The organism is Halospina denitrificans, from assembly GCF_004364635.1.
Taxonomy (GTDB): domain Bacteria; phylum Pseudomonadota; class Gammaproteobacteria; order Pseudomonadales; family Oleiphilaceae; genus Halospina; species Halospina denitrificans.
Genome location: NZ_SOAX01000001.1, coordinates 40,591 through 63,022 on the forward strand (window position 1 = coordinate 40,591; position 22,432 = coordinate 63,022).

18 protein-coding genes are annotated in these 22,432 nt (G+C 60.6%); 2 read left to right on the plus strand and 16 right to left on the minus strand.

The genetic code is table 11. From position 1 onward, the window contains the following. Nucleotides 1-50 precede the first annotated feature (50 nt). Both DES49_RS00185 and DES49_RS00190 read left to right on the plus strand, forming a co-directional pair. Nucleotides 51-917 carry a LysR family transcriptional regulator gene (locus DES49_RS00185; protein WP_341776769.1) on the plus strand — a complete coding sequence of 289 codons (867 nt, stop codon included), beginning with the start codon at nucleotides 51-53 and terminating at the stop codon, nucleotides 915-917. 69 nt (nucleotides 918-986) lie between these two features. After that, nucleotides 987-1,613, plus strand: a complete 627-nt coding sequence (locus DES49_RS00190) for an HD domain-containing protein (RefSeq protein ID WP_166645941.1) — start codon at nucleotides 987-989, stop codon at nucleotides 1,611-1,613. 201 nt (nucleotides 1,614-1,814) lie between these two features. Here DES49_RS00190 and DES49_RS00195 read toward each other — a convergent pair whose 3' ends face one another. From DES49_RS00195 to tssB, 16 genes are all read right to left on the minus strand, one after another. Further along, nucleotides 1,815-2,090, minus strand: coding sequence for a hypothetical protein (locus DES49_RS00195; protein WP_133734378.1), 276 nt, complete (start codon nucleotides 2,088-2,090; stop codon nucleotides 1,815-1,817). Nucleotides 2,091-2,109: 19 nt separating this feature from the next. Continuing rightward, complete coding sequence (locus DES49_RS00200; RefSeq protein WP_133734379.1) at nucleotides 2,110-6,015, minus strand: RHS repeat-associated core domain-containing protein; 3,906 nt, start codon at nucleotides 6,013-6,015, stop codon at nucleotides 2,110-2,112. Nucleotides 6,016-6,041: 26 nt separating this feature from the next. Beyond that, on the minus strand, nucleotides 6,042-6,833 hold the full coding sequence (locus DES49_RS00205; RefSeq protein WP_133734380.1) for a hypothetical protein: 792 nt from the start codon (nucleotides 6,831-6,833) through the stop codon (nucleotides 6,042-6,044). Next, on the minus strand, nucleotides 6,815-7,720 hold the full coding sequence (locus DES49_RS00210; RefSeq protein WP_133734381.1) for a hypothetical protein: 906 nt from the start codon (nucleotides 7,718-7,720) through the stop codon (nucleotides 6,815-6,817). Before DES49_RS00210 ends, DES49_RS00205 begins: the two co-directional genes overlap by 19 nt. Before the next feature lie 39 nt (nucleotides 7,721-7,759). Then, on the minus strand, nucleotides 7,760-8,428 hold the full coding sequence (locus tag DES49_RS00215) for a hypothetical protein (RefSeq protein WP_133734382.1): 669 nt from the start codon (nucleotides 8,426-8,428) through the stop codon (nucleotides 7,760-7,762). Then, nucleotides 8,425-9,462 carry a hypothetical protein gene (locus tag DES49_RS00220; protein ID WP_133734383.1) on the minus strand — a complete coding sequence of 346 codons (1,038 nt, stop codon included), beginning with the start codon at nucleotides 9,460-9,462 and terminating at the stop codon, nucleotides 8,425-8,427. Before DES49_RS00220 ends, DES49_RS00215 begins: the two co-directional genes overlap by 4 nt. Nucleotides 9,463-9,493: 31 nt before the next feature. Then, nucleotides 9,494-11,341 carry a type VI secretion system Vgr family protein gene (locus DES49_RS00225; protein WP_166645942.1) on the minus strand — a complete coding sequence of 616 codons (1,848 nt, stop codon included), beginning with the start codon at nucleotides 11,339-11,341 and terminating at the stop codon, nucleotides 9,494-9,496. 81 nt (nucleotides 11,342-11,422) lie between these two features. After that, nucleotides 11,423-11,902, minus strand: coding sequence for an Hcp family type VI secretion system effector (locus DES49_RS00230; RefSeq protein WP_133734385.1), 480 nt, complete (start codon nucleotides 11,900-11,902; stop codon nucleotides 11,423-11,425). A gap of 92 nt (nucleotides 11,903-11,994) precedes the next feature. After that, nucleotides 11,995-14,664: a type VI secretion system ATPase TssH gene (tssH, locus tag DES49_RS00235; protein WP_133734386.1), complete on the minus strand. Its 2,670-nt coding sequence runs from the start codon at nucleotides 14,662-14,664 to the stop codon at nucleotides 11,995-11,997. Then, nucleotides 14,652-15,650 (minus strand): type VI secretion system baseplate subunit TssG, encoded by a 999-nt coding sequence (gene tssG, locus DES49_RS00240; protein WP_133734387.1) that lies wholly within the window; start codon nucleotides 15,648-15,650, stop codon nucleotides 14,652-14,654. Before tssG ends, tssH begins: the two co-directional genes overlap by 13 nt. Next, the gene (gene tssF, locus DES49_RS00245) at nucleotides 15,647-17,461 is read right to left on the minus strand and encodes a type VI secretion system baseplate subunit TssF (protein ID WP_133734388.1); all 1,815 of its coding nucleotides are present in this window, start codon (nucleotides 17,459-17,461) and stop codon (nucleotides 15,647-15,649) included. The genes tssG and tssF overlap by 4 nt, the downstream gene beginning before the upstream one ends. A 2-nt stretch (nucleotides 17,462-17,463) precedes the next feature. Beyond that, complete coding sequence (gene tssE, locus DES49_RS00250; RefSeq protein ID WP_166645943.1) at nucleotides 17,464-17,928, minus strand: type VI secretion system baseplate subunit TssE; 465 nt, start codon at nucleotides 17,926-17,928, stop codon at nucleotides 17,464-17,466. Continuing rightward, nucleotides 17,915-18,724, minus strand: coding sequence for a type VI secretion system accessory protein TagJ (locus DES49_RS00255; RefSeq protein WP_133734390.1), 810 nt, complete (start codon nucleotides 18,722-18,724; stop codon nucleotides 17,915-17,917). The genes tssE and DES49_RS00255 overlap by 14 nt, the downstream gene beginning before the upstream one ends. A gap of 72 nt (nucleotides 18,725-18,796) precedes the next feature. Continuing rightward, entirely contained in the window at nucleotides 18,797-20,308 is a 1,512-nt protein-coding gene (tssC, locus tag DES49_RS00260) for a type VI secretion system contractile sheath large subunit (protein WP_133734391.1), read from the minus strand. A 75-nt stretch (nucleotides 20,309-20,383) separates the two neighbouring features. Continuing rightward, nucleotides 20,384-21,877, minus strand: a complete 1,494-nt coding sequence (tssC, locus tag DES49_RS00265; protein ID WP_133734392.1) for a type VI secretion system contractile sheath large subunit — start codon at nucleotides 21,875-21,877, stop codon at nucleotides 20,384-20,386. Then, a complete protein-coding gene (gene tssB, locus DES49_RS00270; protein WP_133734393.1) occupies nucleotides 21,874-22,383 on the minus strand; it encodes a type VI secretion system contractile sheath small subunit in 510 nt (169 codons plus the stop codon). The genes tssC (DES49_RS00265) and tssB overlap by 4 nt, the downstream gene beginning before the upstream one ends. Nucleotides 22,384-22,432 lie beyond the last annotated feature (49 nt).

Genomic DNA, 22,432 nt, shown 5'->3' on the forward strand with positions numbered 1-22,432 from the left:
AGACGATTGATATGACGCCAAGGATTTCCCTGGACCAATGACGAGCCCTCGTGGCGGTGGTGGACATGGGCAGCTACGCCCGTGCGGCGGAGGCGCTGCACAAGACGCAATCCTCCGTCAGCTACGCCATCCAGCGTATTGAGGACCAGCTGGATGTGCCCGTTTTCCGGATTGAGGGGCGCCGTGCCGTACTTACTCAGGCAGGCGGGGTGCTCTATCGGCGCGGCCGTGCCCTGATTGAACAGGCAGGCCGGCTCGAGGAAACCGCCGCCCGTCTCGGCGCCGGCGTGGAAGCGGAACTGGGCCTGGGCGCGGAGATCCTCTACCCCACCTGGCTGCTGCTCCAGTGCCTGGAAACCTTTGCCGGGTCTTTCCCCGACACCCGCATTGAACTCTACGAGACCGTGCTCGGCGGCGGCGAGGAGTTGCTGGAACAGGGTCAAGTGGATCTGGCCATTTGCTCGCGCGTGCCGTCAGGGTTCGTGGGCGATCCGCTGATGCAGGTCCGTTTCATCGCCGTGGCAGCACCCTCCCATCCCCTGCACCACCTGGGGAGAGAACTGACCATGGACGACCTCAGCCAGCACCGCCACCTGTTCGTGCGCGACAGCGGCTCACGCCGCGAACGCTCCGGCGGCTGGGAAGTCACCGAACACCGCTGGACCGTGAGCCACAAGGCCACCTCCATCCGCGCCGCCTGCATGGGGCTGGGATTCGCCTGGTTCGCGGAGGACATCATCCGCGACGAACTCAATGACGGCAGCCTGCTACCCCTGCCCCTCGCGCAGGGTGGGGAGCGTTGGGGCAACCTCTATCTGGCCTATGCAGACCCCGATGGCGCCGGGCCCGCAACGCGGCAATTGGGCGCGCTGCTGCGTGAAGCCACGGCTGCGAACCAGTTAGGCGGTAACCCTTGATCGGCCATTACTTGCCTGGTTCCGCGCCACCATGAAAAACTTCCGGTTAACCTGGCAGGAGACGTGACCGTGGCCCTGAACCGTTGGCTTAGCCTTTTCCCGGAAGACACTCATTCCCGGGCCACCGAGGCCTATAAACGCCTCCGCGCGCATTACGCCGAACCCCACCGCGCCTACCACACCTTTGATCATATCCTCAGCTGCCTGGAACTGCTGGATACCATCAAACCAGAACTGCAGAACCCCCGGACCATGGAGCTGGCCCTGTGGTACCACGACGTCATCTACGACCCGCGCGCCGATGACAACGAGGAACAGAGTGCGCAAATGGCCACCAAGGAGCTGACGGAGTTGGGAGAAACAGCGGAATGCCAACAGGAAGTGGCCCGGATGATCCGCGTGACCGAGCATCCGTCCGAACCACAGACCCGGGATGACTGCTTCCTGTTGGATATCGACCTGAGCATCCTCGGCGCCAACCGCCAGGGATTTGAAGACTATGAACGCCAGGTGCGGTTTGAGTACCAGTGGGTTCCGGAAGGCGTGTATCGCAGGAAAAGAACGGAGGTTCTTGAGTCGTTTCTGGGGCAGACGGCGATTTACCGGACACCAGGCTTTTTTGAAGCTCGGGAGAAGCAAGCCAGGAACAATCTCGAATGGAGTGTGAGGAGCCTTAAAGCGGGTACCCTTCCCTGACATTCACCCCAATTACTTGTAAGTTCCTTCCGTCTTAGCCATCAGAGTCGCAACGTGAGTGGCCAGTCACCTTATTGCGTATTCAAGAAGGGCCCGCCCAAACAGCCCAAAACCAACGACAACAAAGCAGATGAAAAACCTGCTTAAATAAGGGCTCCATCGGAAGCATGTGTCAGTGGAATACTGGAACTGTACATACAATCAAGCCATTTCTAAAATCCATTTAAAGAAAGGGATAGGATCATCCTCGCCTGGCAAATGTCCTCCAACAGCATAATGATACACGGCTACAAACATTGCTTCTTCTTTCGTCAAATCTACAGATTCACCATTTCTATATGCATTTAGAACATCTCCCCAAAAATCCATTGCACGATCGACGTAATCGCTCCCCCATCTTTCTTTAAATAATTCTGTATTATCACACTCTCTAGTTATCCTATTGACGTCAGCCATTGTTAAATAATCTGTGTTCATAAATAATTAACTCTTACCATTAATACTTAGATTTTTTAGAAACAACTATATACCCGCCATCATCTCCAAGGACTGACCCATCAAACCTATAATCACGCAAGACTTTGGCATCGGGGTTTTCTTTCAAAATACTTCCAAGAGTCTTTTGGCGCAATACTACGTCATCCTCAAAGTAGCCCTGTTTTTCTCGAAGATTTCTTAGACGATCTAATTTATCATCGGAGACCACGAATAAGGCATCATAAAAATCGCGTTTAAGGCCGTATTCCATGGCTTTGCTCACATCGAAGTATTTCGGTGATTGATGGGGTTGCATTGGAGTCGGCACGTCCCGTGGTTCAAATCTTGCCATATTGGTATTAATCGGAAGTGAGCCGGTCACTCTGCCACCTTCGCCAATTATTGGCACCTCCGCCATATCTGGAATATCGTCTTCCAGAGGCGCCTCTTCGCCCCGATCAGCATTTGCTCCGGTGACAACCTGCTTGTCTTTTAAACCCAAGGGGTCCACATAATCCACAGGATTTTTAGTATATCGATAACTGTTGAGCCCACCCTTAATGCCAATAGGATCAGCTGTCAGATACCGTCCAGTGGTAGGATCATAGTCCCTGAACCGATTATTGTATAAACCAGTCAACTCATCTTCGAACTGCCCCGGCATCCGTATGGGTTGATGGATAGGCCCGTTGGGTGTTTCCGGATCACAGTTACCCCAAGCGTCAGCGTTCGCCTTCCAAACAAGATTGCCTTCTTCGCTCCACAACCGAATAGGCATGGAGCGCCAATCGAGTTCATAGTAATAGGGCGTGCCGTTGATCAGGGTCAGTAGCGGTGCGTCCGTCTGGGGATCACGGATATAGAACTGCCAGATTCCGTCCGGGCGGTGTTCGCCTAGTAGCACGTCTCCATGCCATAGATAGTTGGTCGTGCCCTCGGCGCTTTTGCGCCAAGCGCGGCGATTCAGAGCGTCGTAGCCGTACTGGACCTGAAGCCCTTCACGCTTGATCTGTGTCAGTTGGCCTTCGGCGTCGAAGCGCCGGTATTCGGGGCTGTCTCCGAGCACTGTTGTCTCGGCCCCAAGTTCATCGTAGCGGCGCTGGGCATCGGCCGTCTGGATAAGGCGGTCGCGCTCGAGTTCGGCGTGGTCGTCGGGCAGGCGGTTGCCACCATTGTCGTAGCTGAACCGCTGGTCGTTCTCACCGATTAGCAGGCCCTGGGGGTCGCGTGTAAAAGTGCACTCGCCCTCGTCACTATCGCTGAAGCCTTCCAGACGCGATTCAGCGTCCCAGTGGTAGCGCCGGGTGCGGGTGGTTTTTGTTTCGTCGTTCCCGGAGGAGGCCTGCCAACGGCGTTTCACCAGACAGTCGTAGCGGTCCCAGACCTGGCTCTGCTTGTTATTCGCGGCCTCGCGATGGCGCTCCCGGCCCTGGGGGTCGAAATCCCGCTCAATGGCCGTTTCAGCATTAATGGAGACGGTTTTCCAGCGGCCCCGCCGGTCATACTCGTAGGTGATGGCGGTACCGTCGGGCAGCGTTAGCCCCTTCAACTGCTGACCTGAGCCGTAGTCGTAACGAACCCCATGGTCACCCTGCTGATGATGGGTAACGCGGCCGAACGTGTCGTAGCTCCATGAGAGGGTGCTGTCAGCGACGTTTGCGTGGGTGCGACGCCCGTAGGCATCGTAATGGAAGCGCTTGCGCACCGGATCGCGGTTTCGGCCTTGGCTAGTCTGCTGTAGGACACGACCACCGGCGTCGCGCTTGAGGTGCTGAACCCAGTCACCCTCCTGTTCACGGTGGACGATGTCGCCGGCGGCGTCATAGCTGAAACGGACGTAGCGGCCATCCGGAGCCCGGCTTGCAATGACCTGGCCCTTACTATCGTATTCCAGTCCCCACTGGCCGCCATCGGGACGGATCACCTGGGTGAGGCGCTGTTCCTGGTCGTACTGGTAGAAGACGTATTTTCCGTCCGGACGCTGATAGCGTTCGGGGTGAGCCAGTCTACCGTACTCAAAACCATGGACTTCGCCCGTAGCGGCGGTAAAGCCGGTCAGGCGGCCGGCGCTGTCGTACTGGTAGAAACGACTGCGACGCTGCTCGAGAGCGGCTTCCGGATACTGGTGGATGGCGCTGATGTTGGCACCGTCATAGTCATACTCGGTCACGCGATCCTGGTCCAGCCGACCCTCGATCCGGCCTCTGTGGTCGAAGGCAAAGCGGGTCAGAACGCCCTGCTGTTCATCGGCCAACAGTTGGCCATCGTTGTCAAATCCGGTGCGACGAACCTCGCCGGTGTCGCTGACGGTCTCGCTGGGCCAGCCCTGGGCATCGTAATGGTAGTACCACTGGCTCCCGTCGGCGCGCTGTTGCCACAAAATACGGCCAAGTGCGTCAAACTGCCGCCGGATGGAACTCCCGTCGGGCATGGTCTCGGCCGTACAAAACCCCAGAGCGTTGTAATGCCAGCGGTGTTCGCGTCCGTCGGGCAGGCGCTCGCGGACCAACAAACCTCGGTTGTCGTAGTCATAGCTGGTGGTGCGGCCATCAGGCAGACGATGAGCAATTAGCCGTCCCTGCTCGTCATAGGCCCATTGATGGACACTGCCATCCGGATCCTGACGGCCAACAATGCGATCGCGCTCGTCGTAGTGAAAAGCCTGGGTCTGGCCTAAGGCATTGGTCACCAGCGTGAGGTAATACTCGGGCTGGTAGTTGAACTGGAAGTCGTAATCGCCGTCCTCGCCATGGGTTCGCACGCACCGTGCCTCGGGCCCATCATCGTCCCAATGAAAGAGGAAATGATAGCCGGTGGGCAGTTCGCGATTGGCAATCTGGTGGCCATTGTAGCCGTAGCGCTCGATGCCCGTATCAGTGGTCGCGGCGATCAGGTTGCCGACACCATCGTAGCGGTAGCTGGCCAGTACCTGTTTCGTCTCGCCCTGGCGCAGCTGGATCTGTTGAATACGGTTTTCAGCCCCGTACACAAACTCAATGCTTCTCTGCTGCGACACTTCGATCCGCGCCAATCTCAGCCCTTCGTCGTAACCGAACTGCCACTGATGCCCCATGCTGTTCTGGACGCTGACCGGCCACCACAGCTGGTCGCCCGCCAGCGCCATTATCCACACTCGCCCATCGGGTTCGGTGAGGATCATCTGGTCATCCTGCTTGCGCTCCAGGCGCAGACCCGCCGCCGCCTGCCAGGCGATGCCACCCTTTAAAAGAGAGGGGAAGCGGATTGGGCGTGCCTCGTGATCAAGTACCCAAATTGCCTCCTCGTCTTCCCAGATCAGCCGCAGGCAATCAACGGACCAGCCGGCTCCAAGGCCAAGGTCCCTGTCGGTTTGGCGAGAGCGGTAACGACGGCGCCAATGAAAAGGCATGGGAGCCACCACCGAAAAATCATCCAGAATGAGGATTTCCTCGCCGGTAACAGGAGAAACCGGATCACCCTTGGACTGCATTTCCACGGTGGTGGGACCGGGGTCCTCGTGGGTGGCTCCCTGGGACTCGGCCGTCGATCCGTCGGCAGCCGCTCCCCCGCTCCCGGACCCTGCAGCGGTTTGGGAACGCATTTGCGAGGCGGGTTCACCCTCGGCCGGTTTTTTCTGGTTGGTAGAGGAATTGGAATTGCACCGCCGCCAGACCTGGATAGTGCCTTCATTGATCAGCGGTGCCACGCGCTCAAATGTCCCGGCGGGCCGTTGGACTGGATCGGTATCTCCAGCCTGTTGCAGCAGAATCTCCCACTCCTGGACGCGATCAAAGAATGTGAAACTGAAGAGGTCGCCCAACCACTTCTTCCAGCCCTGCTTGGATTCATGAGTTACCACGTCACCGGGCCCCGACACCTCGGACAGACCGAAGACATAGGCATCACCGTTATCCGCAATGATTTCAATGGGCTTTGATTGGCTCATGCGTTCCCTTGCTCAGCTCAGATTGTTCATTCGTGCCAGCTGACGACTGACAGCCCCACCAGGTGGCTTTCATCCATTTCCATGACGGCGCAAGGGCCGCTCCAGTCCCCCAGCCGGTACCCCGCTTCCAGCCAGGCCCAGCCATAGAGGCTGCCCACCACACCGAGGCGCCCAAGCCGTGCCTCCGGGAATTCCCAGCGCACTTCCGGGCGCGCCCAGGGGCCCAGTTCAGTGAGAAAAGGCAGCAGTCGTTCCAGGTAGCCATCGCCACCGGTGCCCGGGCACAGAAGTGCTTCCGGCTGGCTGACGGTTTCACGGCCCAGGTTCAGCAGGGCCCCCACGTCGGTCTTGCCATCCAGGCGCCCGTCCATGCGGGTCAGGTCAAAGGTCATGCCCCTGTCCGACGGTGCCCACTCCAGGGCCAACACCCCTTCAATGCCCTCGCAGCCTTCCTCAGGCGCATGCGCCGCTATGAGACGTCCGGGGGTCGCCAGCCGGTTGAGCTGGCTCAGTGCCAGCGCCGCCGCGCCTCGTCCGAAGCCCGGTTCAGCGATATCGCTCAGATGCGCTTCCCACCACTCCCGGTTAGGACGCTGGGCCTCCGGAAGGAGCACCCAGTTCGGCTTGTCGGCACGGAGCAATGGCTGGATCCAAGACCAGAGGCGCTCCTTGTCGGAAACCTCCGTCTTCGGCTCAATCAGGCACTGTCCCTGCTCATCCGGCATCAGGGGCGAATTCGTCAGGCCGGGCGCCAGGAGGTCGGCCGCAGGCCATGCTCCCAGTTGTCCCTCAATCGACGTCAGTTGCCAGCGCACCATCGTCCTCCCTGCAACGAGTTCGAGGCGCCCTCAACCGCATCAGCACACCAGTGCCAGAGCCGACTCCGGAACCCCAGCGGCAGGGACTGAAAAAGCTGCTGCCAGGGCGCTTCCGAAATGTCCTCGCCCCAGCACTGCCGGCCCTGGTGACGCTTCTGTTGATCCCCGGTAAGCCACCGGACTTCCCGAAGGGCCATCTCTTTCAACTCTTCATCGTGCCGGAAGCTCGCCAGCCAGGGCAGGAAGCGGCTCTGGCAGCTCATGCCCATAAGCTGGATCAGTTCCTCATCCGTCAAATATGGCGCCAGACCATTAACCAGCGCCGAGGCACCATCCGAATCGGACGCCACCAGTAGACGTGGCAGCCAGTGTTCCCAGAGAGCCCCATCACCCGCTTCCCAGAGCGCGATCGCGGCTTCCTTTACCGCCACTCCCTCCGACTGGGCCCCGACCCAAAGCGACCAGGGCTCCGGCAATTCCTCAATCTTTCCCCGCCGATACAGGGCCCGTGCCGCCCAGACCTGAGAGAACCAGGCCGAGGGGAAATCCTCCGGACAGGGCAGATGGGAATAATGAGCAGCCAGCCACCAGGCAGCACCCCTGTCCCCTTCCTGCGCGATCAGCTGCTGCTGAACTCTGGCGAGCTCACCGGGCCAGATACGATCCCGCGCTTCCAGCAACAGGGCGTTCTGTTCAGGATCCGTTTCCAGCGCTTCCAGCAACGCCTCGTCCGCGCCTTCGCGCTGGGCCAGGGGTGATTCCAGCTGCCCGCGATCCATGGCGGAAAGAAGCTTGCGATCCTGTTTTCTGAGCTGGCCGAGGTCCGCGTCATCGCTGATGATCAGCTCGGCCCTCTGGTTCAGGTAAAGCGCTAGTTCGTCTTCCATAACTTGCTGGTTCCAGATATTGTGCCCTGGTGGTAAAAACTAATCAGAAAACGCGGTTTGTTGGTCTGCTGCTTCAGGGGTATTCCAACTAGCTGGCCGTTTCCCATTGAAAACGAAATCCACCACCAATCGAGTTATTTCTTTTGCCCTGGGAAGATCATCAATACTGCTGCCTGCCAGTGAGTAAACCTTCCGAAAATTGCCAAACGCCGAAGACTTTCTCCAGCCCAGGACAGGAGGCTCAATCTCCTCATTTTTAAGCTTTTCCTCAAGAGCCTCGAGCTCAGGTATAGCCGCACTCTCGCTTGGCGATAGCGTACGACTTTGCGGACTGGTCAGAATATTTACCAGCTTATTCACGCAGCGTGCTGCATAGGGGTAATAAGAACGCTTTGCCAGCAAAGAGCCGTCCTTCGTAAGAGCCATCAGGCGATACAAAGGAACCTCGATTTCTCGAACATATTCCTCATAAGAGTCTGAAAGTCGAGCCAATGCCCCCTCGGTATAAACGTATCGAAGTGTTCCGATGTACCGAGGATCAACAGGCAGATCTAACTCCCCGGCCTCAGCTCGCTCTTTAAGCCATCTAAGCTGAGATACCATGCGCCCCTCCGGAGTAGAGTCGGTCTGAGGGAAGTCGCCCAATTTTTCTAAAAGTACGTTACAAACCTCAATAACATCGCCTTTACGCTCATCACCACTCATCATTTTTGGCTCACTACGCTTTTCAGCTTGCTAGGATTCGGCGCGAGTTGAGTACCGCCACCGCTCATCATTTTCGGGATCAATCCAGTACTGCCGTCCGAGTCCGTATAGCTGATCAGCTCGGTGGCTTTTCCGATTTCAGACTCTACTGCATTCATTGGTTCCGTGACTTCAGCAATATCAATAGCATCAGCTCGATTAAAGCAGGGTAGTGCAAGCTCGTTTTTGACAGCCTCCCGATCCCAGGCTCCATCTCGATAGTGTTTATCCTTAAGTTCCGCGAAACCTTCCTCATCGAGCCAATAGGGCGAAGTCTCGAGGTTCTTGGCAAATCCTTTAGAAGTCACCCCGTATAACTTGTCTCCCTGCTGCAGCTCCTTGGTACGGAAATCGCTTCCCGACCCCAGGATCTCTCTAGTTTTCTGCTCATCCCAACCTTGTTCCTCCAGTTGCGCAACAGCTTGCTTCTCAGACTCTGACAAGTCATCCATGTCCACTTCGCGACGGGTTTGGAAACCCTCCGACTTAATCCCGCCCTTTTTTGGCCATTCCTTATTGTGCAACCCCGGGTGTGGTGATTCACCATTCGAGGGGGCCAATGGTCCCTCTTCGTTTGTACTCCCACCAGCTTTCTGTGTGCGCGCCTCATCCGCCTCTCCAGAACCACTCTCTGCATCGGAACCTGTCTTCCGGATCCCAGCGCCTGACACGTCAAACACGCAATCATTCGGGTCATACTCCAGATAAACCTTGAGCTCCCCGTTCCCAACCTTTTCGGCAAGATCCGCGAGCAGTTCATCCAGGTCCGTGGGCTGGTCCCAAGGGCGCTGGAAGACGTCGAGCCAGAGTTCCTGCAGGCGATACCCGAAGGGGTCGTCGGGGCCGCGGACGATGCTGTCCAGCGTCTGGCGGGCATAGGCTTCGCACGCCAGGACGTCCGGGCGGCGAAAGTCGCCATTGTCGTCCATGCGCAGACCCCGGGTGAACGAGTAGATGCGTCCGAGGTTCGCCCTGAACTGGTGTTCGCGTCTGAGCATCCGTTGAATCCCTTTTCGCTATCCCTGCACCTTAGTTAAGGCTGATGCTCGCCCCCTTCAGGGCGATGGTTGTGCCATTGAGGCTGATCTGGGTTCCCTCGATGGAGATGGCTCCGGAACTCTCCAGCGTGATCGTCGCGGCGCCGGTTTGGAGCGTGATGCTGGTGCCGGCATCGACGGTGACGCTCTTGCCCGCCTTGATGGTCTGGCTGCCGCCAATGTCGGTCTTCTGATCCCCGGTAATGTCCACCGTCTGGTTGTTCTTGACGGCAAGGTTATCGTCATTGCCGACCTTGGTTTTCCGGTTGTTGCCAACGTCGTCGGTTTCGTCGTTCTCGACGGTCAGCTCATGGTCCTTTTCCGCATGCAGGACCAGCAGTTCCTCGCCCTTGTCGTCGTCGAACCGGATCTCGCTGTAGTTGTCCTTGCCGCCCTTGGTGGTCGAGCGCGAGCGGATGCCCGAGGAGTTGAACTGGTCCTTGGGTGAATAGGGCATCCGGTTGTCGCCGTTGTATACGGTACCGGTGATCAGCGGCTGGTCCGGGTCGCCATTGACGAACTCCACCATCACTTCCTGGCCTTCCCGGGGCAGGAACTGGGCGCCGAAGCCGTCACCGGCCCAGCTCTGGGCCACGCGGATCCAGCAGGAACTCTTGTGGTTGTTCTTGCCTTCCCGGTCCCAGTGGAACTGGACCTTGACTCGTCCGTGCTCGTCCACGTGGAGTTCCTCGCCAGAGCCAACGGTAACGGTGGCTGTCTGGACGCCGGGTATGGAAGGCTTCTTGATACGTGTCGGGACGTAGACCTTATCCGTGGGGATGCACTCGAAGGTGGTGTTGAAACTGACTGCTGCACCACGTGAACCGCCATCGCTGTTGATGGGCGCGCTGGCGGTGAGTTCCATCTCCGTGATCACGAATTCGTTATGGGATGGAATAGCGTCCTCATGTTCCCTGAACTCGAAGGTGAGGCCGACGCCAAATGAGGGGTAATTGGTCGTGCCCTGGAAAAGACTCGCGTCCTGCGCCAAGCCCTGGAGGTGTGTCTTGGCCAGTTTGGTGTTCTCGTTCAGCGGCGCATCCTCGCCGATATAGCGGAAAAGTTCCCGCCCCCCGAATGCCTTGCCGGGGACCTTTTCTTCGGTCGGGTCCTCGATGCTTTCCTTGGGCTTGGTGAAGTCAAAGCCCTGCTCCACCATGGCGTTGGGCGTGGCCCGATGCCCTGTGTACCAGCTGGCAATGCGACAGTCGCCGGTGCTGCCAGACCGGAAAACGACCTTGTTCTCTTCCGCGGGTTGGTAGGCGTTCACGTTGTCCGAGATCACCATTTTGTGGCCGGACTTGCTGTGTTCAAAGTAGAAGAACAGACCTTCCTGGGCCAGAAGCCGGCACACGAATGCCCAGTCGGTTTCGTTGTACTGGACGCAGTATTTGTAGGTATGAAGTTCGCCGTCAATCTTCTTGGTGAGATCAACGTCATGTTCGCTCAGCACGGTTTCCACGATATCCGCCGCGGTCTCGTCCTGGAAGATGCGACAGTTGGTGCGGTTCTGGGCGGACCAGGCACGGGGCACGATCACCGCTTCGTAGCGCTGCCCGTCCTTGTTGTGCAATGGCTTGCCCAGCTCACAGATGGTGCGGATGTGGCCATGGAAGTAGCGCTCCTTGGCTTTCGCCTGGCCGCTGAGTGTGAGGCTGATTGTCACCTCTTCTCCCACCTGGCCCTGCATGTCACTGATCCGCTTATTGGCCACGAACCGGACTGTTATCTCGAACAGCCGGGACATGCCATCGCTGACCCTGATGCTTTCAAGCGCCAGGGCGTCTTTACCCAGTGAGCTCTGAATCTTGAGATGGTGATGCTGCTGTTCCGTTGCCATGAACCTCTGCGCCATCCTGGTCGGTCAAACAGATACGGAGAGGGCAGAGCCCTCTCCAGTAAACAATGGCTTGCGCCATTCTTAGAGCTGCTGGCCCTTAACACCGCTGTAACCGTAGACCAGCGGAGCAGTGGCCGCGTTGGTGTCGTCAGTCGGAGTGACGGACATGGTCATCTCGGTGTAGCTGATGGTGATGGACTCCTGCGGACGATCGCCCTCAACAGAGACGTTGTAGTCGGAGATCATGGCATCGGAGAGTTCGATCTTCATGATTTCTTCGATCTTGTCGCCCTGCTTGGTGAGGTAGAGCGTTGCCGGCTTACCCTTGCCAATAGTGGCTTCCTTGAAGAGATCGGGGGATGCCTTGTCCTGCTTCTTGGTAATAGTGATATCACCAAGGCGGGTCGCGGAGGCTTCACGGTCCATCGCGGTGCCGGTCGGGGCAGCGATTTCGCGGTGAACGTTGAAGTCCAGGGTGTCCACTGTGATCAGATCCTTGTAATCCTCAGCAGTCGCTTCACCCTTGAGGCCACCGAAGTCGAGGTAGGTATTGGTTTGCATTGATTAGCTCCTTTCTTCTTGACGTTACGTCCTGTAACTAGGACATGGCGATTTTGCCCACTGCCGAAGCGTTGGGCATACATTCCGGGCCCTTATCCAAGGGCCCCAGAATACTGCTCAGATTCCACCGGCGTATTGCCGGCTTCGCTGAATTCCTCTTCCGGTTCGAGCCACTCGCTCCGGTCCGCAACTTCCACCGTCAGCTCATTGTCGATCACCGACAGATTGACCGGCCCCGGTTGCTTCTCATCGCCCAGGCACTCAAGCACCCGGCGCGACATGACGGGCAGCACTTCCTGCTGAAGGATGCGCTGGATGTTGCGTGCGCCGGAGGTGCTCTCGGTGCAGCGGTCCACGATGGCCTCGATGACGTCGTCGGTGTAATTGAGCGTCGAGTCGTGGTGGCGATGGATGCGCTCGGCCACCCGGCCCAGCTGGATGCGCGCGATCTCCCCGAGCTGGGTGCGCTCAAGCGGCTTGTAGGGCAGCACCGAGGTGCGGCCGAGGAAGGCCGGCTTGAAGATGGTCAGCAGCTCATCCCAGATCGCATCCTTCAGCGCCATGGGCTCCGGGGCCGTGAGTTCGTCGGCATAAAGATCCGTGATCATGCCGGAGCCCGCGTTGGAGGTCATGAGGATGACGGTGTTGCGGAAGTCCACATCCCGTCCCTCGCCATCGCGCAGCTGGCCCTTGTCGAAGACCTGATAGAAAATGTCCTGCACACCCGGATGGGCCTTTTCCATTTCATCCAGCAGGATGACGCTGTAGGGCTTGCGCCGAACGGCTTCGGTCAGCACGCCGCCCTCGCCGTAGCCCACATATCCGGGTGGCGAGCCCACCAGCTGGGAGAGCTTGTGCTCTTCCTTGAACTCGGACATGTTGATGACGGTCATGTTGTCTTCGCTGCCGTAGACCTGTTCCGCCAGCGCCAGGGCCGTCTCGGTCTTGCCCACGCCGCTGGGGCCCACCAGCAGGAAGACGCCCAGGGGCTTCTTCTCGTCCGCGAGATCGGCGCGCGCGATGCGGATGGTGCGGGCAATGTCCTCGATGGCATGGTCCTGGCCGCGAACCCGTTCGCGCAGCTGTTCATCCAGTGCCAGGACATTGGCTACTTCATCGGACTGCATGCGGCCCATGGGGATGCCGGTCCAGTCGGCCAGCACTTCCGCCACGAGCTGCTCGTCCACCTGCCAGTGGACCATGGGCTCAACCCTTTCGGAGAGCTGGGCGCGAATGGCGTTGAGTTCCTCGAGCAGGGCGCCGTCTTCTTCCTGGCTCAGCTGGCGGCCAAGCTCACGGGCGGACCGGACCTTCTCCTTCTCGTCCGCCCAGGCGGTTTCCAGCTCCTCAAGGGAACTCTCAAGTGTGTGCAGCTGGGTAGCCACCTCGTCCTGGCGACGGCCGTGTTCGACACCCATGCGACTCTCGGCCGCAAGCCGGTCCGATTCGGCCTGCAGGCCGTTGTAGCGGGCGCGGGTTTCCTCGAGCGCGGACGGAAGGCTGGCCTGGCTCATGGCCACCCGGGCGCAGGCGGTATCGAGCAGCGCGACGGCCTTGTCCGGAAGCTGGCGACCGGCGAGGTAGCGCGTTGACAGGTGAACGCCGGAGCGGAGGGCGGCATCGGTAATGCCCACGCCATGGTGCTCTTCCAGCGTGGGCGCGAGGCCGCGCAGGATCTGGACGGCGGTTTCCTCGTCGGGTTCGTCCACTTTCACCACCTGGAAGCGGCGGGTCAGGGCCGCGTCCTTCTCGAAGTACTTCTTGTACTCGGCCCAGGTGGTGGCGGCGATGGTGCGCAGCTCGCCCCGGGCCAGCGCCGGCTTGAGCAGGTTGGCCGCGTCGTTCTGGCCGGCCTGGTTGCCGGCGCCGATCATGTTGTGGGCTTCGTCGATGAACAGGAGGATCGGCTGGGTGGCCGCCTTGACCTCGTCGATCACGCCCTTGAGCCGGTTTTCGAACTCGCCCTTCACGCCCGCGCCGGCCTGCAGCAGTGCCAGGTCCAGGGTCAGCAGCCGGGCGTTCTGCAGCGCTTCCGGTACCTGGCCTTCGGCAATGCGCCGGGCCAGGCCTTCGACCACGGCCGTCTTGCCGACGCCGGCCTCACCCGTGAGGATGGGGTTGTTCTGGCGACGGCGGGTCAGGATGTCGATCATCTGGCGGATCTCGTCATCCCGCCCCAGGACCGGATCGATGCTGCCCTCGGCGGCCTGGGCCGTCAGGTCGATGGTGTACTGGGCCAGATGCTGCTCCTTGCCCGGGCCTTTTGCGGGTTGAGGCTGACCTTCGTTCCCCAGGCTGTCCCGCAGGCTCGGCCAGTCACTGAGCAGGCGCTGCGCGTCCAGCTGTTCCAGCTCCTTGGCGTAGCGGGTGGACAGCGCCGCCATGGCCGGATCGTTCAGCAGGCTGAACAGCAGCGTGGCGCCGCGCATGAGCGGCTCCCCGAATTCAATGGAGGTATCCAGCCAGCACTGGCGCAGCAGGTCCACCAGCCGCGGTGACAGGCTGGGCGTGGCGCCGTTGCCGGTCTTGAAGGCTTCCAGGGCCTGGTCGAGCTGGCCTTCCAGCCGACCCCGGTCGAGCCCGTAATGATCGAGGATACGCACCAGGTCCTGGTCCTGCTCCGTGAACAGCGACTTGAGCAGGTGCTCAACCTCGACACTGTGATGACTGCGCTGATGGCAGAGCCCGACCGCCCGCTCCATGGCCTGGCGGGCCGAATCATTCATCTTCTCCACGAGTGATTTCAACGTCATTGATGACATGACTGCTTATCCTTTCCCTGGCTTGGCTTAAAACTGATGTCGACCTTCCGGTCCTGTGTCCGGCAGGTGCTGATGAAACTGTCCGTACCCAGTCGGCCCCGCTCACCCAAGCGTACTCCCTTGACGCCGTCGAGGTTGGCCACGGCGCGGTAGCGAAGCTGGATCTGGTGACCGACAAGTCGGCTGGTGAGCCTGGCCACGGCCGCACTGGCACGACCACCGGGCAACAGGGATTCCAGCTGGGCGTTATCCTTCGGATGGAACACGATGTCCGCGCCCTTGTCCGCAATCCATGCCCGGCCGCCCAGCATGGCTTCGCCGAGGTGGGCGTACTGCCCTTTCTCCATGGTCCGGCTGGGCAATATTGTCTGGTCCCCGGGAGAAACAGGCTCCCATCCGCCCTTGAGCGACTGCACCTCAACCGGCATGTCCGCAACATCCTCGAGCATGGTCCGGATGGTGGTGGCGGAACGCGGGCCCCGCGCCAGGGCGGCGCCATAATGGATTTCCCAGTCCGACTCGCTGCCCGTCAGGGAGCGGAGAATGGTGGTGAAAATATCCCCTTCTGTGCGTTCCTGATGCACGGCCGGCTGTGTTTTCTCCCAGCTGCGATAGAACAGCGACAGCAGCCGATGGTTGAAGAGATCCAGGAAGTCCTTCAGTGCCGGAGACCGGGCCTTGAGCTGTGACAGCACCATCTCGGTGTAGTGTGCCGGCAGCGCGCCCCGGGCGCCGGTCAGGCCCAGGCTGTCCACGGTCAGTTCCGCGCTCAGTGAGCCTTCCGGCAGCCGTTCCTCCCGCGCCTCGACCAGGTCCTGCCCCGCAAAGCCCATATGCTGGCTCGTGCGGAAACGCACCAGCTCCTGGCTCGGCCAACCGTCGTGGCCGACCCGGTGATAGGGTGAGCGTTCGTTCCGGATCTGGCGCTCGATGCGCCAGACCGTGCGGAAGAAGTCCTGGTTACCAGCAGCAGGTCCGATGCTCATAGCAGCGCCTTCTCTCCCGTCCGGGCCGGCCAGACGTGATAATCCTGGTTCTGCCCGCTGAGCCGGATGCGCAACCGCGTGAAGCTGTTGATCTGGGCGAAGTGCGCGAAAAAGCGATCCAGAACCGCCGAGAACAGATAGATGCTGGTGCCTGCATAGCGGGGCTTGGAGAAGGTAATGACAATCTCGCTGCCCCGGCAGACGCCGCGCTGTACACCGCTGCCCACACGGGCGACTGCCGGCTTGATGGTCACATCCTCGATGCCGTCGATCAGCGCCTGTGATTCCGGCGTCTTGCGGAAATCGTGAAGCTGCAGCACCGTCTTAAGGCGCTCGCGCGCGTCATCACCGGCAAAGTGGTCCAGGGTCAGGTGCTGTATGAACTGCCACCGGCTGGCATCGTCCAGCTCCGGACGCACCGTGGCCGTGGGCGCAACCAGGGCGTTGGCGCGCTTGACCAGGGGCTCGGTCACCGCCTTGAAGCGCGGCTCGCCACCGCCGAAGGGCAGACTCGCCGGCACGTTGCGGTTGCAGCACTGGGCCCGCACCACCAGCATTTCATCCTTCGGCAGGGCCGCCATGCCCTGATGCTCGAACCGCTGGTCCACCAGGCTCAGGTAGGACTCGGTGCCCGGCTCATACTGGCCACCCGCCCAGTCCGCGCTCTGGCGGTGCAGGTGCCAGTAGACGTTGATGTCGTTCTGCCACCGTGGGTGGCCAAGCCCGTAATAGGGGGCCAGTTCGCGGACCCGGTCATTGTTGACCAGATCAACCCGGTTCACGCCCACGACCTCGTAGGCATCACTGTTGCGGTAACGCGGAACCAGGTGGTACGCGTGATCCGTCTCGTCACGGCGCACCGGCTCCAGGTTCTCCTCGAAGAGGTTGATCGCCGGCAGGCACCACAGTCGCATGTGATCGGCCACGAAACTCTTTTCCTGCTCCGTGGAGCCTTCACCGAGATAGATGTAGAGATCCACCTCGCTGTCGTCCGGCCACTGGTCCGCGAGCCCGTCCAGCTGGGCGAAGAGGAACTTTTCGGGAAACAGGAAGTGCTCCACAAGCAGCCGGTATCCCTCAAAACTGCGCTGGCCGTAGGGCACCATGGCGTCTTCTTCCGAGAAGCCCACGGGCTTGATCCGTTCGGCGGGGAAGAAGCGGACCTGGCGCCGGTCATTAACCGGCACCATCGCGAAACCGAGGCCTGTGCGCAGGATCAGGTCGTACAGCTCATGGCTCTGGTGGGGCTGGCCGTGCAGGTAGAACCGCAGCCACGGTGCGTTGGTCTCACTCATGGCGACCGGGCTGTTCAGGCGCAGACGGATGACACTCCGGGCCTTCTCGACCCCGACAGGCCTGGGCGCCTCAAAGGGGCTGTTTTCAAAGACTGCGTCTTTCACGCTTATCGGCGCCACCCATTGCTCACCCCGGGCCGCAAAACGGCAGGTGGGAACGTCGTCCGCCGCCGTCTCGAATGCCTGGCCATCCTCCAGCGGGGCCGCATGGGTCTGGGCCGGCGCGGGCTCGAGCTGGAGGATCGTCATGGACGGCACCGGTGCCTGGTAGTCCGGGTACAGGGTGCCCATGAGCACATCAGTGAGCTCCGGGAAATGGCTGTCCAGGCGCTGGCGGATCTGCGCGGTCAGGAAGGCCACGCCTTCCAGGAGCCGGGAGACATGGGGATCTTCCACGGCCTCCTCACTCATCCGCAGATGACCGGCCACCTTGGGGTAGGCCTCGGCGAATTCGGCCCCCTGACGACGCAGGTAGGCAAGCTCGCGGTTGTAATACTGGAGCAGTTCGTCACTCATGGTCAGGCACACTCCTTGAGGGTGACGGACAGACTTACGGGTTCAAGCTCCGAGTCAAAGGCCACCTGCTGCGGCACCGGTTCCACCAGCAGAATCCCTTCGATCCGCAGTCGCAGGAACCGGTCCAGCGGCGCTTCGGTATCCTTCATGATCACCTCGACCCGGGCCAGTCGCGGCTCGAACTCGACGATGGTGCGCTTGACCTCGTCACAGAGCCACTGGCGACCGTCCTCGGTGCTCAGCTCCATGACCGTGAAATCCGGCAGCCCATAGCCCAGCACCGAACGACCGAGTTCCCTGTAGTCGGAGGATCGCGGCAGCCAGCAGCGGCGTGCGTTGAGCAGCCATTCCAGGTCACGCCGCACGGACTGGCGGATCTGCGCCAGGCTGGGGCGCAGTGAACCGTCCTCCAGCAACCGGTCCAGCAGGCTCAGCTGCAAGCCATTGCGGGCATCAGAGTGCTTCATCGTGCGCCTCGACCGGTTCCACGCGTTCAACATCCTGGATGCCTTCCAGGGAGACGGCCTCGTCGCCGACGAGGAACATCTTGAGCCCGAGGCCGGTTACCAACTGCGGCTCGTGCTCGACCCAGTCCGTTTCACGGCCAAGCTTCTGGGCATCGGTGCCACTGGTGGCGTAGGTGAGGGGCAGGAAGGCCTCGCCCTGGCGACCATCGGACAGCTCGATCAGTGCCCGGCGCCAGATCAGTTCAATGGGCGAGGACGGCTTCTGGAAACGCAGGGCATCGATTTCGTTCCACTGCCACAGGTAGTAATAGCCGTCGGTTCCCAGGCCTTCGACATAACCGTTCAGACTGTCGTCACAGTCCCGGATCTCGCCCTGGGACTCACCGGCCTGGAAAACATCACCCGCACGAGCCGACTCCAAAGCGGATGCGGCGTCGCGCGCCTTTTCAGTCTTACCGTTTGAAAGGTTCAGGTTCAGTTCAAGGAGCGCTTCGAGCGATTCCCCGGGCGTGGCGATCACATCGTCCGCGAGCTTGCCTTCACGCAGGGCCAGGCGCGCCTGCTGGGCCCGGAGCAGCTGCCTGAGGTTGGCGGCGCCGGCAAGCCAGTCCTGATGGTGCTTTGCCAGGTGCTCCAGGACCTCGTCGGCGCGCTCCAGGTCACCGGCAATGCACAGCAGTTCCACCAGGCAGGCACGCAGGTCGCTGGCTCCGGGAGACTGGCGCAGCTCCTGCTGGAGGTGCTCGATGGCTTCCTGAAGCTGTCCCGCGGATAGATACTGCTTGATAACGTCCATATCGACTCTTCCTGTTAATCCGTGCGTTTCCGGCGACCCACAGCGGGTCCGCCTTCTTCCCTGCTCCCGCCGTCACGTCTGTATCGGCGTAAGCTCCGTAATCAGCCGCATGCTGGTCACCAGCTGGTCCAGCTGGAAATGGGGCTGTAACCGGATCACCGAGTAATAGCGGCCGGGCTCCCCCACCCGCTGTTTCACCGAGACACTGGCACTGCGCAGCGGAAACCGCGCCCGCATCTCGTCCGAGGCTCCCTCGGTGGCCATGGTGTAGCTGTGGAGCCACTTCTGGAGCTGGGTTTCACACTCCTCCGGGGAGCGATAGCCCCCGACCCGGTCACGTCCCATCACCTTCAGGTAATGGGCGAAGCGCGAGACACAGAGCGTGTAGTGCAGCATCGCCGCCAGGCGGGCACTGACCTGCGCCTCGCCGCTGTCATAGTGAGCAGGTTCCTGCACCGAGGGCACCGAATGCAGCACCAGCATTTCTGTATTCGCCAGCGGCATCAGGGGAATGAACCCCTCCTCGGAGAGCACCCGCTCCATGCGGTCGCTGACCTGCCACTCCACGGGACTGCGCGTGGGAAAGAGCCGCCCGGCAGAGGACAGCGCCTGAATGGCCGGCATGTTGTCCACGGTGCCATGGGCAATGCGCCCTTCCCGGTAACCGCGGATCTGCGCGAACCAGCCGGACTGGCAGAACGCGCGGATCGCCACGGTGCCCACGGAAAAGCAGGCATTGCCCCAGAGATAGTCCCTTTCCGAATCGCCCCGCGCTTCATGGAAACGGAAACCTTCCGGCCCCCAGCCGGCGTCCGGATAGGGCTGGCGCATCAGCATCCGGGGCATGGCCAGCCCCAGGAATCGCGCGTCCTCGGTCTGTCTCAGCGAACGCCACTTCGTCAGCTCTGGCTGATTGAAGTGGTTTTCCAGGTCCGTAACGCTCGCCAGTTCCGCGTACTGGTCCACGCCGAAAAAACTCGGCGCCGCATCCAGTATCAGCGGCGCAAAGGCCGCGGCCGCCACCTGTGTCAGTTCCTGCAGGGTGTCCAGATTGGCCTGCCCGCCCGGCATCCGGTGACTGACGCTGTAGGCCCCGAGCAGCAACCCGAAAGGCTCGCCGCCTGGACTCCCGAACTCTTCCGAATAGATGTGGGAAAACAGCCGGGACTGGTCGAACTCAATAGCCCGGGACAGGTCCCTGGACAGTTCCCGCCAGCTCAGGTCCAGGACTTTCACCCGGACCCGGCCCTCGCCATCGTCATGGGCGACCTGTTCGGTCAGCAGCCAGGCGCCACGCCAGTTTGCCTCGAGTGCCTTCAGTTCCGGATGGTGGAGGATCGCGTTCAGCTGCTCGTTGATCCGGCGATCCACGCCATCCAGCGTCTTTGCCAACAGGGCCCGGATGCTGGAGCGCTCCCAGGTCTTTCCGGGGTCCAGCCGGCTCAGCCACATCAGTAACGCAAGGACATCATCCGCTTCCGCGACGAGACGGGCCGCGAAGCCTGAATCAGGCACCACGTCCGGCTCTGCCGAGGCCGGTCTGTCCAGGTAGTCACTGGGCACGAACTGAAGGGCACTGCTCATTGCGCATCCCTGCAACCAGACGGGGCTTGTGCCCCGTCATCCATGTGTTGTCCTGCGGTCACGCCGGGAGTCGGGTTAACCGACTTCCGGGATCTTGGCGACCATCCGCAGCGAGGTGGAGAGCTCCTCAAGCTGCAGCCAGGGGCGAAGCCAGGCCACCGCGTTGTAGGAGCCGGGGCGACCCGGGATCTCTTTCACCTGCACCTTGGCATCCGCCAGCGGATAACGGGCACGGATATCCTGGCCACCACCCTCGGAACCGTTCACGTAGGTCAGGATCCAGCGATTGAGCCAGTTTTCCACATCCTCGGCTTCCATGAAGGACCCGATCTTGTCCCGCGCCATGACCTTGAGGTAGTGGGCAAAGCGCGAGGTTGCCATCAGGTACGGCAGCCGTGCGGAGATGGCAGCGTTGGCCGTGGCATCGGGATTGTCAAAGATCTTGGGCTTCTGGCATGTCTGGGCCCCGAAGAACACGGCGTAATCGGTGTTCTTGTAATGGCACAGCGGCAGGAAGCCAAGCTTGCTGAGTTCCGCTTCACGACGGTCGGTGATGCCGATCTCGGTGGGGCACTTGAGGTCCGGGTCGCCATCATCGCTCTGGAAGACGTGGGTCGGAAGTCCTTCCACCTTGCCTCCGCCCTCGGCACCACGGATGGCGGTGCAGAAACCATACTTGGCAAAGGCCTGGGTCAGCCGCGTGCCCATCACATAGGAGGCGTTCATCCAGCAGTAGTCCTCATGGTCCGCGGCGACGGACATGCCGGTACCGGGGTCCACATCGAACTCTTCGTAGTTGAACGCTTCCACCGGCTGCGTGGACTCACCATAGGGCAGGCGGGCCAGCACGCGGGGCATGGTCAGGGTCACGAAGCGCGAATCATCGCTCTCGCGGAACGACCGCCACTTGGTGTACTCGACAGACTCGAACACCTTCTCAAGGTCGCGCGGCTTGGTCAGTTCGGTCCAGTCATCGAAACCAAAGAGGCCGGGGCCCGAGGAGGCGACAAAGGGACAGAAACCGGCCGCCGCCACGTTGGACATCAGGCTCAGGGTTTCGATGTCCGACGGGTGATTGGTGAACTCGTAGTCGCCAATCATGGCGCCATAGGGCTCGCCGCCGGGTGTGCCGAACTCGGACTCATAGATCTTCTTGAAGGTCTGGCTCTGGTCGAACTCCACTGCCTTGGAAAGGTCCTTGTGCAGTTCCTTCTTGCTCAGGTTCAGCACCCGGATCTTGAGGGTGGCGCTGGTCTCTGAGTTCATGACCAGATGGTTGAGGCCGCGCCAGGAACCTTCCAGCTTCTGGAACTCTTCCTGGTGCATGATCTCGGACAGCTGGCTGGAAATCATCTGGTCCAGCGCCGAGATCGCCTGGTTGAAGGTCACGTTCAGGTTCTTGTTCCAGGTGACCGTGCCCTTCATGGCCTCATCGGTCAGGGTCTGGATCAGCTCCTGGGCCCGTTCGCTTTCCGTCTGCTTGGTTGCGCCGATGGCCTGCTCCAGCAGGCTAAGGCTCTCGCCCTCTTCGGCAACCGCCGTATCCTGGGTCTGTTCTTCAGCACTCATTCCTGGTCCCCTTCCTTGCTGCCCAGTTCCTCATTCAGCGCGTTCAGGTCATCCGAATTGTTGAGAACGCGCTCCAGAAGTTCTTCCAGCTCTTCCGAGCGATCCACCTTGGTCATCAGGTCACGCAGCCGGTTGCGCGTTTCCATCAACTGGCGCAGCGGCTCAACCTGGTTCACGACGTTGGAGGGCTCGAAATCCTCCATGCTGTTGAACTCGAGCTCAACGGACATCTCGGAATCGTCATCGGAAAGCTTATTGTCCACCTTCATCGCCAGTTTCGGGCTCATCCGGCGCATCACGTCGTCGAAGTTATCGCGGTCAATCTGGATGAACCGGCGATCCTTGAGCGGCTTGAGATCGGTGTTGTTGTTACCGGAAAAGTCGCCCATGACGCCAACCACGAACGGCAGCTCTTTCTTGACCATGGCGCCTTCCGTTTCCACATCATAGGTAATGTGGACCCTGGGCTTGCGGACTCTTGAAAGCTTGTCGTGAACACTTTCCATGTCACTGTCTCCTTGATTTACCAATGTGTCAGGAAACCATCGCCCACCG

Coding starts and splice junctions, on each gene's coding strand:
- DES49_RS00195 (WP_133734378.1), bottom strand. CDS start 2,090: ATGAACACAGATTATTTAACAATGGCTGACGTCAATAGGATAACTAGA.
- DES49_RS00200 (WP_133734379.1), bottom strand. CDS start 6,015: ATGAGCCAATCAAAGCCCATTGAAATCATTGCGGATAACGGTGATGCC.
- DES49_RS00205 (WP_133734380.1), bottom strand. CDS start 6,833: ATGGTGCGCTGGCAACTGACGTCGATTGAGGGACAACTGGGAGCATGG.
- DES49_RS00210 (WP_133734381.1), bottom strand. CDS start 7,720: ATGGAAGACGAACTAGCGCTTTACCTGAACCAGAGGGCCGAGCTGATC.
- DES49_RS00215 (WP_133734382.1), bottom strand. CDS start 8,428: ATGATGAGTGGTGATGAGCGTAAAGGCGATGTTATTGAGGTTTGTAAC.
- DES49_RS00220 (WP_133734383.1), bottom strand. CDS start 9,462: ATGCTCAGACGCGAACACCAGTTCAGGGCGAACCTCGGACGCATCTAC.
- DES49_RS00225 (WP_166645942.1), bottom strand. CDS start 11,341: ATGGCAACGGAACAGCAGCATCACCATCTCAAGATTCAGAGCTCACTG.
- DES49_RS00230 (WP_133734385.1), bottom strand. CDS start 11,902: ATGCAAACCAATACCTACCTCGACTTCGGTGGCCTCAAGGGTGAAGCG.
- tssH (WP_133734386.1), bottom strand. CDS start 14,664: ATGTCATCAATGACGTTGAAATCACTCGTGGAGAAGATGAATGATTCG.
- tssG (WP_133734387.1), bottom strand. CDS start 15,650: ATGAGCATCGGACCTGCTGCTGGTAACCAGGACTTCTTCCGCACGGTC.
- tssF (WP_133734388.1), bottom strand. CDS start 17,461: ATGAGTGACGAACTGCTCCAGTATTACAACCGCGAGCTTGCCTACCTG.
- tssE (WP_166645943.1), bottom strand. CDS start 17,928: ATGAAGCACTCTGATGCCCGCAATGGCTTGCAGCTGAGCCTGCTGGAC.
- DES49_RS00255 (WP_133734390.1), bottom strand. CDS start 18,724: ATGGACGTTATCAAGCAGTATCTATCCGCGGGACAGCTTCAGGAAGCC.
- tssC (WP_133734391.1), bottom strand. CDS start 20,308: ATGAGCAGTGCCCTTCAGTTCGTGCCCAGTGACTACCTGGACAGACCG.
- tssC (WP_133734392.1), bottom strand. CDS start 21,877: ATGAGTGCTGAAGAACAGACCCAGGATACGGCGGTTGCCGAAGAGGGC.
- tssB (WP_133734393.1), bottom strand. CDS start 22,383: ATGGAAAGTGTTCACGACAAGCTTTCAAGAGTCCGCAAGCCCAGGGTC.